The sequence below is a fragment of the Nocardia sp. NPDC047038 genome, from assembly GCF_040644075.1.
Classification (GTDB): Bacteria; Actinomycetota; Actinomycetes; order Mycobacteriales; family Mycobacteriaceae; genus Nocardia; species Nocardia sichangensis.
On the sequence record NZ_JBEYVQ010000004.1, the window covers coordinates 563,005 to 577,029 of the forward strand.

13 protein-coding genes are annotated in these 14,025 nt (G+C 61.4%); 1 reads left to right on the forward strand and 12 read right to left on the reverse strand.

The annotated features are described in order from the left end of the window. Positions 1-132: 132 nt before the first annotated feature. From ABZ824_RS19190 to ABZ824_RS19200, 3 genes are all read right to left on the reverse strand, one after another. Positions 133-963 carry an SDR family NAD(P)-dependent oxidoreductase gene (locus tag ABZ824_RS19190; protein ID WP_356964475.1) on the reverse strand — a complete coding sequence of 277 codons (831 nt, stop codon included), beginning with the start codon at positions 961-963 and terminating at the stop codon, positions 133-135. A gap of 85 nt (positions 964-1,048) precedes the next feature. Next, complete coding sequence (locus ABZ824_RS19195; protein WP_356964476.1) at positions 1,049-1,651, reverse strand: hypothetical protein; 603 nt, start codon at positions 1,649-1,651, stop codon at positions 1,049-1,051. Further along, the gene (locus tag ABZ824_RS19200) at positions 1,648-2,325 is read right to left on the reverse strand and encodes a hypothetical protein (protein WP_356964478.1); all 678 of its coding nucleotides are present in this window, start codon (positions 2,323-2,325) and stop codon (positions 1,648-1,650) included. Before ABZ824_RS19200 ends, ABZ824_RS19195 begins: the two co-directional genes overlap by 4 nt. Positions 2,326-2,569: 244 nt before the next feature. Between ABZ824_RS19200 and ABZ824_RS19205 the strand changes: the two genes are divergently transcribed. After that, positions 2,570-3,259: a GntR family transcriptional regulator gene (locus ABZ824_RS19205; RefSeq protein WP_356964479.1), complete on the forward strand. Its 690-nt coding sequence runs from the start codon at positions 2,570-2,572 to the stop codon at positions 3,257-3,259. 8 nt (positions 3,260-3,267) lie between these two features. Here ABZ824_RS19205 and ABZ824_RS19210 read toward each other — a convergent pair whose 3' ends face one another. The 9 genes from ABZ824_RS19210 to ABZ824_RS19250 form a co-directional block, all read right to left on the reverse strand. After that, positions 3,268-4,137 (reverse strand): carboxyltransferase domain-containing protein, encoded by an 870-nt coding sequence (locus tag ABZ824_RS19210; RefSeq protein WP_356964480.1) that lies wholly within the window; start codon positions 4,135-4,137, stop codon positions 3,268-3,270. 91 nt (positions 4,138-4,228) lie between these two features. Continuing rightward, complete coding sequence (locus ABZ824_RS19215) at positions 4,229-5,203, reverse strand: biotin-dependent carboxyltransferase family protein (RefSeq protein ID WP_356964482.1); 975 nt, start codon at positions 5,201-5,203, stop codon at positions 4,229-4,231. Continuing rightward, the gene (locus ABZ824_RS19220; protein ID WP_356964484.1) at positions 5,200-5,973 is read right to left on the reverse strand and encodes a 5-oxoprolinase subunit PxpA; all 774 of its coding nucleotides are present in this window, start codon (positions 5,971-5,973) and stop codon (positions 5,200-5,202) included. Before ABZ824_RS19220 ends, ABZ824_RS19215 begins: the two co-directional genes overlap by 4 nt. Positions 5,974-6,054: 81 nt before the next feature. Further along, on the reverse strand, positions 6,055-7,473 hold the full coding sequence (locus ABZ824_RS19225) for a biotin carboxylase N-terminal domain-containing protein (RefSeq protein WP_356964486.1): 1,419 nt from the start codon (positions 7,471-7,473) through the stop codon (positions 6,055-6,057). Beyond that, the gene (locus tag ABZ824_RS19230) at positions 7,466-7,720 is read right to left on the reverse strand and encodes an acetyl-CoA carboxylase (protein ID WP_356964488.1); all 255 of its coding nucleotides are present in this window, start codon (positions 7,718-7,720) and stop codon (positions 7,466-7,468) included. The genes ABZ824_RS19225 and ABZ824_RS19230 overlap by 8 nt, the downstream gene beginning before the upstream one ends. Positions 7,721-7,807: 87 nt before the next feature. Beyond that, a complete protein-coding gene (locus ABZ824_RS19235) occupies positions 7,808-8,878 on the reverse strand; it encodes an ABC transporter permease (RefSeq protein WP_356964490.1) in 1,071 nt (356 codons plus the stop codon). Further along, positions 8,875-10,416 carry a sugar ABC transporter ATP-binding protein gene (locus tag ABZ824_RS19240; protein ID WP_356964491.1) on the reverse strand — a complete coding sequence of 514 codons (1,542 nt, stop codon included), beginning with the start codon at positions 10,414-10,416 and terminating at the stop codon, positions 8,875-8,877. The genes ABZ824_RS19235 and ABZ824_RS19240 overlap by 4 nt, the downstream gene beginning before the upstream one ends. 53 nt (positions 10,417-10,469) lie before the next feature. Next, positions 10,470-11,717: a substrate-binding domain-containing protein gene (locus ABZ824_RS19245; RefSeq protein WP_356964493.1), complete on the reverse strand. Its 1,248-nt coding sequence runs from the start codon at positions 11,715-11,717 to the stop codon at positions 10,470-10,472. A gap of 455 nt (positions 11,718-12,172) precedes the next feature. Beyond that, positions 12,173-13,684: an aldehyde dehydrogenase family protein gene (locus ABZ824_RS19250; protein ID WP_356964495.1), complete on the reverse strand. Its 1,512-nt coding sequence runs from the start codon at positions 13,682-13,684 to the stop codon at positions 12,173-12,175. Positions 13,685-14,025 lie beyond the last annotated feature (341 nt).

A 14,025-nucleotide genomic window follows, 5' to 3' on the forward strand; every position in this document is an offset into this window, starting at 1 on the left:
TGTGGAACTTTGTCGAAAAGAATTACGAAGGGCTCGCGCAACAGAGACAGCGTCGCGCTGGACATCGGTCGCCGCGCAGCGAGACTGTGTCACGCAGCCTGTGTTCGGCGACAGCCATAACCTGCGAAGGACTCAGGTTTGATCAGCGCCGTCATGTGCTTGAGAATTCTTCGCCGACGTTTTCCTGGCCCACGCTGCACCACCGACGGTGTACCCGCCATCGACCTCGAGGTCGATGCCGGTAATCGCTTCCGCGCTGTCACGCACCAGGAAGGCCACGGCTTCAGCCACGCCTTCGGCGTCGGCGAGCCGACCGAGTGGGGTGGAGTTCAACGCTGCGACGACGTAGTTCGCCGCGGCGTTGTTGGTGAGCTCAGTCGGAATAAGGCCGGGATGGACGCAGTTCACTCGTATACCCCACGGAGCCAGCTCGATAGCCGCAGCTTTGGAGAGCCCACGGATCGCCCACTTGCTGGCGCAGTACACAGGATCCGAATGCGCCTGCAGGGCGGCGGTGGAGCCGATATTCACGATGGCTCCACACCCCGCGGAGCGCATCCCCGGTGCACATGCCTTGATGCCCAGCGTTGCGCCGAGGACATTGACCGACATCACTTTCGCCCACGACTCCTCGGTCACCGATTCGAGCGTGTCACGTGCGATGACCCCCGCTGCATTCACCAGAATGTCGATTCGTCCTACCTCAGGGGTCGACATGGCTCTGAGCCACGACGCCTCGCTGGTGACATCGAGTTCGAGCGCAGTCGCACTGCGGCCGCGCTCCCGAATTATCTGGGCAACCCGCTCGGCGCTATCGATATTTCTGTCGGCGACAATAACGCGGGCGCCATCACGCGCCAGCGTGAACGCCATCACCGAGCCCAGGCCGCCACCACCACCGGTGACAAGTGCATGGCGACCAGCTAACTGACCGAGTGAAGCCGCCTCCGTGGACTTCATCATTTCGGGGCCTGCGCACTGTTGCCACGACTGAACGTGTGTTTCCGCATCAAGTCTCCATCTCCGTATTGGTCAGGCGAGCCGTTCGTCAGCCGCGCTCGATGTCGGCTACGCCAGCGTGGGCCAGCGCCGATATTGATTGGTAGACCGTCTCTCGCCGAGCAGCGCGTCCGAAGATCGGCTCACGCGGAATATCTGCCTCGGACGGGATGCTGGACACCGCGATGGTGCGCGCCGAATTGTCGAGTCCTCGACACGATCCCCACCACCATGTGGAGGGAGCGATCTCGCGTGCAGCGAGCGCCTCGCAACCCGCCGTGTCCACGTCATCGTCGAACCAAGCGACATGCATGTAGACAGCACCGCTCGCCCCTTCCATGAACGGCACGCGCATGGAAGGGGCGCGGGAGGCGCTGAGGTCCCGAACCCAGTCATCGATCATCGGTTGCCACCGATCCCAGCCCCAAGTGGCCTTGTATTCAGGACTTTCCAGTGCAGCGGGCGACTCGAGTTCCCACATGGCGAGGTACTTGACGCCGGTATCGAAGGAATGGGCCTTGAATCGCTGGGCCCGGAGGAAGAGAGGCTTCGCCAGCATACGCCCCATCTTGGGGCCGTTGTACCAGTCATTCCACTCGGCTTCGAGGTCGGACCGGTTGAAGTTGCATTGCACGGTGTAGAGCGTGGTCACTGCGCACCTCCACCGACGAGTGCCTGATCCGGTGCGTCCGAGCTGAATGGATGGCAAACCAATTTGAAACGATCATATGTACGTGGACGCACACGGTGCGTCCACGGGGTCTCGGCGGCTTCAAGCCATGCAGGCGACCCCACAAGGCCAGGGTCGTCTAGGTGATAGACGGCGAAATATCGGTGTGGACCTTCGACCGTCAAATACCTACGGGCACGGATCACGCCGGACAGCGCCTTCAGTCGCGGCAAGTGCTCCTCGTCGTACCACGCATTGAACTCGGCCTCGAACGAGTCTTCGACGTTCATACCGACGACGTAGAACCCCTTCGCGGTGGCTGGCGACGGCTCCTGGTCAAATGTCAGCTGCCGGGCCTCGTAGTAGCGAAAAGAGTCGCACTTGCCGATCATTCGCTTGGACCAAGGCGAGAGGGATTCGCCAGAGATCTTCCGATACTCAGGTGTGGTGAGCACGTCGAGGTCGCTCAAGTCATAGAAGGCCACTGAGGTGTCCGCTATGCCGGAAACGAGCCAACGTTGCGCCGCGAGAATACCGGGAACGCGCAGCCGCTCAGGAATGTGTTCGGTGTCGTACCACGCATCGAACTCCTCGCGGTCAACGGAAGTGAAGTCGAGCACCGCCAACAAGGCGGCAGTTGCCTGAATGTCGCCCATCCGGCCTCCTTTACATCAGAGCCTCAAGAATATTAGACCGAACCGCATATGTCCAACATTTAATCTGAGCATGGAACGGTCGAACAGAAGACGGGATCTCGCCCTACGCGGAACCTGCTCTAGGGGACAAGGTGGTCAGAGCCTCAACGACTGAGGGATGATGTCAGACCACCATCTACCTGCTGGACACCTTGCCAACTGATGGACAAAAGAGGGCGGGTGAGACCGACGTACTATACTCACAATGGTGTCATCTGAAGCCCCCGGAGCCTCGTCCCACCCAGTTGCGGCTCAGGTCGCCACCACTCTCCACAAGATGATCCTCGACGGTCGCCTGCGGGCGGGCGAACGAATCAAGGAAAGTTTGCTGGCCCGAGATCTGGAGGTCTCCCGTAACACAGTGCGAAGCGCTCTCATCTCGTTGGAGTCCGCCGGCTTCGCTCGGCACACTCCGAACAAGGGCTGGGTGGTGTGGCAGCCGACGGAGAAAGAGATCATGGACCTCTACCTCGCTCGCTATCACCTCGAAACAGCTGCCGCCCGCTCAGTCTCCCCCTCCACAGACTTCTCGACCCTCAAATCTGCACTCGATGATCTGTTGACCGCGTATTCGACGAGCGATACCCAGACGATCGTCGAGAAGGATTTGGCATTTCACGGCGCGATCGTCGGGCTGCTGGGAAGCGCTCATCTCGACAGGTACTACCAGAAACTCCTTGAGGCGCTGGGTTATTGCTTCACGGTCGCCTACAACACAGCTGTGCCCCGAGATGCAGCATCACTGAAGCAGGAGCACCTCGAGATCTACCAAGCCATCACGAGCGGGAACGTCGACCGGGCAGAGAAGATCATCGCCAAGACCGTTATGACGGGGCGCGAAGATGTCCGCAGATCGCTTGCAGGGGAGAGTCCACTACTCCTGGAAGAGGCGTGACGGGGTCATCAGTTGTCCACCGATTTTCGGATGCGTAGGGAGACACCGGCCGGATCAGTCTCTATGTCGTCGAGTGAGAACTCGACCTGCGAGATGCGGTAGCGGAATGTGCCGCGCTCGACTTCCCCCTCCAAGGCAGTGAATGTCTGCTCATCGATAGGCTGGAAGACAATGATGTCACCGGCCTTCAATAGCGCAGGTCCCTCACTGAAGTCGGCGAGATTTCCATCCGGCTGATAGATTGGTCCGGCCGCACGGCCGAGCATCTGATAACCCCCAGCGCTCGCGTATGGGTATATTCCGGCGAAGCAACCGGCCTGCCCCACGGTCCGCTCCGGGGTATGAAGCCTCGGCGAGACGTATTTGGGCGTCGTGAGCTGACGGCTCGGGTCCACGAGCTGAAAGCCCTCGAAGCACCCCGGGTAGAAGCCTGAAGCGGACACGATCCAGGGCGCCCCGGCGAAGCGATCGATCATCTCCTCCTTCCCGGACAAACCATTGACACGGGCGCAATAGGTCAGGTCATCTATATTCGGATCTCGGCGAAAAGAGGCGAACTGCTCCTGGCAAGCACGGGTGACCGGATCGTCGAACCATGTCGGAATGCCGATCACGCGGGAGCGAAGAGCCGGAGCCTCCAGCCGATCGATGGCTTGCACCGCGTTTTGGACGATTGCGACCACATCGCCTGGCTGATGAAGATCGGTGTCAAAGCGCACCATGAGCGACGTGTTGGTGGGATAACACTCGACCAAGCCATCAACCTGTCGCGCCGTCAAGGCCTGCCCGATGCGGATCGCACGCAGATTCGCCTGCAACGACATGTCGGCCTCGAACACAAAGGTGAGATGATCCTCACCACTAACGTAGATCTTCATAGCACACTTCTTCCGAGACTCGTTGACGAGGCGAGGGCTGTCCCACCTCTCGCACGGGCAGGCGTCCAGCCGCACCCATAGGATGAATGTTTCAGGTGCTGATCAGGATTTCAGGCAAGGCAGCGAGTTCACTTCGGTACTGATCCCACATGACAAGTGCTTCATCTCGGCTGGTCTGGCGAAAACGCACCGCAGATTGCGGCATACACTGCGCAACCAGATCGAGATCAGCCCGGGCAACGACACCAACGACGGCGTATCCGCCCATCGTCGGACCGTCGCGATGCAAGAGAATCGGCCCGCTTCCACCCGGGATCTGTATCGACCCGAGCGGGTAGCCACCGTCAAGGGTGTTCGACAGATCAGGACCGGCCCCGAATGGCTGTTCCCTCTCTCTCCACGTCATGGTCGGGCCGCTGAATCTCACGCCGGTCCGGTCGCTCGATGGAGTCACTGTCCAATCCGCGGAAAAGAACTCGCGAAAACTTTCCGGCGAGAGTCGGTCGTCTGGTTCTACCGGGACGACGTGAATCGCAGTACGCCGTCGTGCGCCCAACCGGTGGTTGTCGCGAACCGTCAACGTGTTCGGTCTGCTGTCACACCCGCCCAGCGGCACCCGGTCACCCTTCTGCAAGGTCGTACCGCCAAGACCTCCGAAGCGACCGAACAGGTTTGTGGAGCGCGAGCCGTGGACGAGCGGCACGTCGACTCCGCCACTGAATGCAACATAGATCCGGGGTGCCTCCCGGCTTGCCCCCAGCTCGACTACATCTCCCTTGCACAGGTGAACGGTCGTCCAGGAGTCGAAGTGCTCGCCGCTGACGACCACATCGACAGACCCCCCGGTTACGGCCATCGCAGTATCTACATGCACCACGAACGACGGAGCGACATACGCGGCTTCGAGGACCGCGTCCTGGGTGTCGTTGCCTACCAGTAGATTCGCCACCGTGGCCGAGTAGTGATCAAGTGCACCACCCACATGGATGCCCAGCACGGCCAGTCCGAGCCGCTCGCGGGTGTCTTGGATGGTCGTACTCAGCCCCGGACTCAGGATCTCGATCATGCGGCGACAGCAGTCGACTTCGGCTCAGCCGCGCACCGAAATCCCAGAGAGGTGATCTCTTCCGCGAGCGCTTTCGCGACTTCGACAGCGTTGCGTGCGTCAGAGTGAAGGCAAATACTCGTCCCATCGACGGGAAACATCGATCCGTCCTCCGTCTCGACCACGGAGTTCGTCAGCCAACGGCGAACCTGCGCCTTCGCGAAGCCGACATCGGTGAGCTTCTTGCGTCGCTCGACGATCGGCGCTCCGTCAGGCGAGTACCGTAGATCGGGGTAGATCTCACCGACGAACTTGTGGCCCGAATTCTCGAGGACATCGCGATAGGTGCTGGCCCCTGCGCCGGCCGGCCAGTAGATGAGACATCCCGGTGCCACCGTGGTTATCGCACGCGCCGCGGCTTCACCGATGACCGAGTCTCGCAGAAGATAGCCGTAGAGCGCCCCATGCGGCTTCACATGGTTCAGTTCCAGGCCGCGTGAGCGCAGAAAGCCTTGCAACGCACCGATCTGGTACGTGAGCATCGCCCCGACTTCCTCTGCATCGAGCGGGATGATTCTGCGACCGAATCCCGCACGATCAGGAAAACCTGGGTGCGCGCCGATGGTGACATTGCTCTGGACTGCCAACTCGATGGAGCGCCCCATGATGACGGGATCGCCGCCGTGGAAGCCACAGGCGATATTGGCCGTGGTGATGAACGGCATCAGGTCGGGATCATTTCCGAACTCCCAGTTGCCATACCCCTCACCCAGGTCGCAGTTGATGTCCACGGCCCGCACTCTGCTGGTCTCTTGAACGCTCATTGCTTGGTAACCTCACGTTTCTTGCTGGCGCGAATTGAACTTGTAGATCTACCGACTCTGGCGACAGCCAGGCGGGTCCGACTTCGTTGATCCGTCCGGCGTGACCAACCCGGCTAGGATGACGTCCAAGCGCTCCTCGAGATACTTGGTGTGATGTGCGGCGGCGACGAAGGCCTCGTCGGCTAGTGCAGCACCCACGAATGCGGCTGTGTTGGAGACGCCTTCCAAAGAAAATTCATCGAGGACACGGCGCGCCCTACTGATCGCTTTGTGTCGCGTGCTTCCCCACACGATGATCTTTCCGATCATCGAGTCGTAGAACGGGGGGATAGCGTCGCCGGTCGCCACACCTGCATCAATCCGAACGCCCGGCCCGCTCGGCCATGACACCGATGTCAAGACTCCGGGTGAAGGGAAGAAGTTCAGCCTCGGATTCTCAGCGTTGATGCGCAGCTCGATCGCGTGCCCGCGTGGGATCAGTGCGTCCTGCTCGAACGACATCGGGGCTCCGAGTGCCACAGCTAGCTGTTCCTGGACCAGATCGACGCCCAGGAGTTCCTCCGTGATCGGGTGCTCGACCTGGATCCGCGTGTTCATCTCGATGAAGTGGAATTTGTCGGTATCTGGATCGTAGAGGTACTCGACCGTGCCGGCGCCCACGTACTCGATCTCGGCGGCGAGCCGACACGCCGACTCGTGCAGTTCAGACCGTGTGGCCACCGGTATACCCGGAGCGGGGCATTCCTCGATGAGTTTTTGGTGCCGACGCTGCAGGCTGCAGTCGCGATCGTGAAGATGCACGAACCGTGTGCCATCACCGAACACCTGTACCTCGACGTGCCTGGCGCGCGGAATGAATTTCTCGAGGTAGAGGCGACCATCACCGAAAGCGGCGACAGCCTCCGCGGCCGTCACGTCCCACATCGAGACCAGTTCGTCGGGCGTCTGCACGATGCGGATGCCTCGGCCACCCCCACCTGCGGTGGCCTTGATGGCCACCGGATAGCCGATTGCTTCGGCGACCGCGACGGCGGCAGTAGCGCTGGCCACCACGCCATCGGAGCCTGGGACAGTCGGGAGGCCAGCAGCACGAGCTCGCTGCAAAGCGGTGGCCTTGTCGCCCATTGCCGCGATGAGGTCGGGTGACGGTCCGACCCAGGTCAATCCCGAGTCGATGACCGCACGGGCAAAGTCGGCGTGCTCGGACAGGAATCCGTATCCCGGATGAACCGCGACAGCGCCTGCCTCTCTGGCAGCGCTGATGATCGCGTCACCGTTGAGATAAGTGTCCTTTGACGCGGTCCCGGGCAGCACGATCGTCCGGTCGGCCAACCGCGAAGCAAGCGAGTCTCGATCGGCATCGCTGACCACGAGCGCCGATACGTGGCCTAGTTCGCGAATCGCACGGATGATGCGGACTGCGATCTCTCCTCGGTTGGCGACGAGGATCGTTGGTGAGTCACTCATCGGACGTCCGGATCTTGAAAATCACCGAACCGGCCTCGACATTCGCGCCGTCCTCTACGCAGATGTCCACCAGCGTCCCGGTTGCCCGCGACTCCAACGGAGCGAACTGCTTCATGATCTCGACCAAGCCCAGCGTCTGACCACTCGTGACATAGTCGCCGATCTCGATGAACGGCGGCTTATCGCTCGCGGGTCGACGGAAGAAAACGCCCGGAATCGGGGACTCGACCTCAACAATGTTCGTCATGACTAACCTTTCCAATCTCCACGCACAATGAGGACAATTCCGACATAATGTCGACCGCCCCGGCTCGAGTGGCACGTAGACAGCCGGTCATTGGGCATGCCCGGAACGGAGCTTGGCCGCCGATGTGTCGCGGGCACGGTTCCGCAGTCGGTCGATGAGCACGGCGAAGACCAAGGCGAGGCCGATCGCGATCTGGCGTCGATTGCTGTCCAACTGCATGAGATTCATGCCGTTCGTCAGGATCTGCATAAAGAGCACACCGAGAAATACGCCGACGATGGTACCTTTCCCCCCGCGCAACGAGGCGCCTCCGATGATCGCCGCTGTCAAGGACTCCATTGTGTAGCTACCTCCCATCGTGGGTTGCCCACTGCCGATGCGAGCTGTGAGGAGCCACGAGGCGTACGCCGTGAGGGCGCTCCCCAAGACGTACGCGGTGATCATCACCGGGTCCACTCGCACGCCGGCAATCCGTGCTGCAGTCGCGTTGTCGCCCAACGCGTACAGGTGAACGCCGAAGACGCTGTAGTTGGTAAGGACGACGAGAGCAATGATGACTGGGGCAGTCAGTACGACGAGCCACGGTATTCCGAACAGACTCCCATTGGCTATCTCGCGACTGTAGAGGTCGGGGAGTCCGCCGACGGTGACACCGCCGCTGACGATCAGAGTGACACCGCCGAGGATGGTGGCGACGGCCAACGTCACGATGAACGGATTGATCTTCAACAGCGCAACACCCAGCCCATTGACCAACCCGACGATCGCGCCGACCAAAACCGTCATCGCGAGGCTCGCGAGGACAGCCACGAGTTGGCTGCTGCCGGTTCCGTCGAGGAAGGTGTTCGCCATCACCTGTGAACCGACGATACTGACGAACGAGACCACGGCGGCGACAGACAGGTCGAAGCCGCCCGTGATGAGGATCAAAAGCTGGCCGCTGGCCATGAGGAGAAGGAAGACCGATCGCTGTAGGAGGTCGGTCATATTCGGCACCGTCGCGAACGTCGGAGCCACCGCCGAAAAGTACCCGAAGGCAATCACCAGGAGCACAGGCAGCGGGCCGACGGCTCCGAACTGCCGCACGAACCAGTCCGCCGGCGTGGCGTAGTTGCGCTTCGGGCCGGCGCCGCGGTCGAGAACAATGTTTTCGGTCACAAGAGTGCTCCTTGAGTCGAGCTGAACGACGCACCTACGATCGCGTCGGCATGGATGTCCGCGCCTTCTAGTTCTGCGGATACTGTTCCGCAGCTCATTACCAGAACGCGGTCGCTGAGGCTCACCAGTTCATCGACGTCCGACGAGATCAGGAGAACTCCGACTCCGTTTTCGCACTCACTACGCAAGTGCTTGTAGATCTGCATACGGGAGCCGACATCGACGCCTGCAGTCGGTTCGACTGCGATGAGTCCCTTGCGCTTTGTCGACAACGCCCGAGCGATCAGGGCCTTCTGCTGATTGCCGCCGGAGAGATGGGAGATCGGCATCTCGGCTGCACCTGAGGGACGCACGTCGAACCTGCCGATCAGCTGGTCTGCAGATTGCCGCATTCTTCCGCGGCGCAGAAGCCCCCATCTCGCGAGGCGGCGTGTCAGGGCGATCCGTTCGATCATGATGTTCATCGCGACATCGGTGTCAGGAAGGATTCCTCCGCGTTTGCGGTCCTCGGCCACATAGCCGAAGCCGAGCCGGTACATCGTGCGAGACGACAGGGAGCGCACGGGTATGCCCGCCGCGGTGATCCGCCCACCGGCGAGCGGAGTGATCCCGAAGAGTGCAGCCCCGAGATCACCCTTGCCTGAGCCGACAAGGCCGCCGATTCCCAGTACTTCGCCGGACCGGAGCTCGAACGAGACGTCCTCCACCTTCCGGTTCCTGGTCGCCAGGTGCTCCACAGTCAAGACAACGGTCCCAGACTCGCTGATCGGCGATTTGTTGTGCGGACTTCGGTCAACCTCTCGTCCGGACATCTCGGTGATGAGCTGGTCGTCGGAGACCTCGTCGATAACATGTGTAGCGACGTGGCGTCCGTCACGAAGAACGGTGACTCGGTCGCCGATCACCCGGAGTTCGTCCATGCGGTGACTGATATAGAGAATCGCCCAGCCCTCGGCTTTGAGGCGTTTCAAGATCGTGAGCAGACGATTCGCCTCGCCGTCGGAGAGGGCCGCCGTCGGCTCGTCCAGGAGGAGCACACCCGCATCGCCTCGGCGCGTCAGCGCCTTACTGATCTCGACGAGTTGCTGCTCTGCACGCGTGAGGTTGGCGACGATGTCATTGGCTCTGAACGGGGCGTCGATTTCGGCCAACAGCTCGCGCGCCTCGTTCCTCATGACTCGCTTCCGCCTGAGGCCGACCGTCTGCTCCTCCTGGCCGAGAAACAGGTTCGCGTAGACGGGCAGGCTTTCATACAGGCTGAACTCCTGCATGACAGCTCTCACGCCGAGCGAGCGCGCGACTTGCGGTGAGTAGCGCTCGACGTGTTCTCCCCTGATGTGGAGCGCTCCTGACGATGGCTGATGAAACCCGAGAATGACACCGACAAGTGTTGACTTTCCGGCCCCGTTCTCACCAAGAAGTACGTGGCATTCACCGGCATGCAGCTGCAAGGAGACGTCTTTGAGGGCCGCCACCGCGCCGAATCGCTTCCCGATCCCACGTAACTCCAGCACGGGGACGGCTTCCTTGTCAGACATCGGTGTCCTTCTCGGTGTTAAGGGTTTGCGGGTAATCGGTATCAGGGGTTTTGTTATTTCTTCTTCGAGTCGAAATTGAGCACCGGCTTGAAGCCAGGCGGGGACAGGATGTCCTCCCGCGCCACGTTATGAATCGTGTCGGAATCGACCAGAATAGGCTTGGGGCCGATCGTACGGTAGGCAACGCCGCCTGGCTGGGTGACCAGACGAACTGCCGTATCGATCGCCATACGAGCGATGATCGGGCCCAGGTCGCTGGCGCCGACAGCGATCTGACCATCCGCGATGCCCTTGTAGCTGTCTCCGTCGAGTGCACCGTTGAAGAGCCGGATGTCCTTACGCCCCGAATTATGCACAGCGGAGATTCCGGCCGACATTGTGACCGATGTTCCGAACACTGCATCGATGGATCGATCGGCACTCAAGGCGTCGCCGGCCAGAGCGAGCTGAACGGTCGCGTCCATGTCGCCGCGTGGCGCGGCGACAACCTTTGCTTTGCTGCCCTCGAGCCCATTCTTCAACCCTGCGAGCAAGCTGTCGGACCACGGCACGCCCTGAGGACCCGTCAACGCCAGCAGGTCGAGCTCTTGGTCGAGCCCTGCGATGTATCGAGCGGCCGTTTGACCGAGGACGTAGTAGCTCACGAGCGTCCGCGCGTACCGAGGATCGGACGTCACCTCCTCGCCGCATGCCATCCCGTTCACGCTGTCGATAACGACCATCTTCTTCTGGAGGGCTTGCCGAATCGTGTCACAGGTGCCGTCACCAGAGATCGCACCGATGACCAGGGCGTCATACCTCCCCGAGTTGATGCAGTCCTTCGCCTGGTCGATCTGCCTCGGCAGGTCGCCGTAGCCATCTGCTGCATACAAGTCGTACGACGCTCCCGTCCGCTGCGCCTCGACCCACGTGCCATAGGCCAGGCCCACCCAGTAAGGGTCCTTGAGGTGCGGGAAAAGTACGCAGATGCGGACCTCGCTCCCGGCCCCGGAATCGACCGAGGTGTACGGCAGCTCGGCCTGATTCCCTGCCGCGTCGGTCGCCAGTGCCGGCCTCGTCCAGACGTGCTCTTTGGCCGCCTCTGGTACCTCGGTGGTCAACCCACCACCACAGCCAGCGAGGAGCAACGTCAGCGCCACCACGCATAACACGATCCAATTCCTCTGCGCAGTCATAGCTAGTTCGACCTCTCCTTGCCGGGAATGAATTTTCTCCGCACTCGCCGTTGGCTCGACCACGATGCGACGGCTGGGCTCTGTGCTCCACAGCACACTACTCGATTTTTCCAAAGTGTTGAACATTTATTGTCCAACTTTTTCCGAAACTTATGCTCAGTTGTGCGGTGCAGGCGACAGCTCACCAAGTCGCCAGGCCGCCGTGCTCGGCCGACTCCGCTCCCAGCGGACTCGGCACGCAACAACCGTCCTACCCATGAGCGCAGTCGGCGCGAGGACCCAACGCCCAACCATCACATTTTCAGCAGAGCCCATGAACAACACGAGCACGCTGACGAGCGTGTGGTGCCATGGACCGAGCACTGATCGGCCAGACGGTACGGATGACCGAGGCGCTCAGCTCGAACCATTTGCGGCTTCGAAGCTGGCCTGGCCGAGTCCGAGATCATCCACTGGCACTCAACCGCGCGCCCGGCCAGACGCCGAGACTTCTCCGCCATCATCGAGGCCGGAATCTCAGCGAGCCTTCGCCACAGCAGAGCTGGCCATGCCCTGCGATGGCATGGCCGAGACGACGCACCTCAGCCGAGCATCCGGCTCAAGGCACTCCGGGGATCACCCAGCCGAGTGTGGACGACCTTCCGTTCCAGGAACGAGAGCAGTTCGTCGGCCGACTCCTCACGACCGAGTCCACTGTTCTTCGCCCCCCCGAACGGGGTGCCGAAGTAGTGGCGGGTCGAGTCATTGATCCACACGTAACCGGCCTCGAGTTCGCCGGCTGTCTTGTGAGCGATCGCTAGATTGTTGGTCCACACACTCGCGGCCAGACCGAGGTCGAGGGCGTTCACCTCCGCGATCATCGCGTCGTAGTCGTCCCATCGGAAGACGGACATAACCGGGCCGAAGATCTCTTCGCGCCCGATGCGCATGTCGAGCGTTACGTCGGCGAACAGGGCCGGTTCGATATAGTGCCCGCCATTGGGCACACCCGTAGGGCGTCCCCCGCCGCGCACCAGCGTGGCACCCTCGGCCACGCCAGCCTCGATGTAGCTGTTGACGCGATCCCAGTGGGCCTGGCTCACCACTGGCCCGACGTCGGTGGATTCGTCGTACGCGATGCCGACGCGGTAGCGGTCGAGCTTCGAGGACAGCAAATTCACGAACTCGTCATAGATTGCGGCGTGGACCATGATCCGGGAGTTGGAGCCGCAGGACTGACCCTGGCATACATTGAGATTCATCCCGAAGATAGCACCCTCCACCGCCTCGTCGAGATCGACATCGGGGAAGACAACCATCGCATTCTTCCCGCCGAGCTCCAGCGAAATATGTTTGATGTGGCCGGACTCGGCCGCACGCCGCTGGATCAGAAGGCCCGTCGGCACCGAGCCGGTGAAGCCGATGCGCTTGATCTGCGAGCTCGTGACAATGGCATCACCGGCCGAGGCACCACCGCTCACGATATTGACCACACCTCGGGGGAACGCCTCCGCGTAGAGCTCGGCCAGCGCAAGTGTCGAGAGTGTGGTCTCGTCCGATGGCTTCATCACCAACGTGTTGCCCGTGATCAGCGAAGGCAGCGGGCGCGTGATCGCGTAGAACGCCGGGTGATTGAACGCGGTGATCCGGCCAACAACCCCGTACGGACGGTGCGCTGTGTAGTGGAGGTTACCCTGACTGGCCGGAATCACGTCGCCCCTCATCGACTTCGCAAGGGCAGGCCAGCCGTCGAAGTACGCCTCGCAGATGTCGATGTCTCCGCGCATCGCATCGACAGGGTTGCCGCAATCGATTGCATCGAGCATCGCGAGTCGCTCTCGATTCTCACGGACGAGGTGGGCAAACCTGTCGATGCACGCAATGCGCCCGCTCAGCCCGAGCGCTTCCCATGCAGGCTGCGCTTCCGCAGCGGCGGCGATAGCCGCTTCCACGTCGACCGCGCTTGCGGCGGGCACAGTGGTGACGACCTTGCCCGTCGAGGGATCCCTCACGTCGCGCCGCTCGAGGTCCGCCCCATCGGTGAACTGTCCACCGATGAACATCTTGAATTCATGCCCGGAGACATAGGTCTCCAGTGGGTCGATCGTCGTCATCTGAAATATGGCTCTCTCGTGTGAAGGCTTCAGCTCGACAGGCATTCACCGCCATGCGAGCGGTCGGGGTCACGTGCTCAGCGATTCTCCGGGTCAGGCTTTCTGGGCCGCCGGAATCTCCTACAGGGATCCGTCGCCGACGCTACTGCCCGCCAATGACGCCGTCAAGGATTGTCCAACAATTACCGATTCGACTTCCGAGTGAACATGCAGTCAGGCGAGCTCCTAGCCTAACGATCTTCGTTCTGATGCTTCGATCCACCAAAAGTGATGAACAATCTGCTAGCCTCGCTGAAGGCTGAGACCGAACCAGCCCATAGCTGACCCCGCAGCGGTCGGAT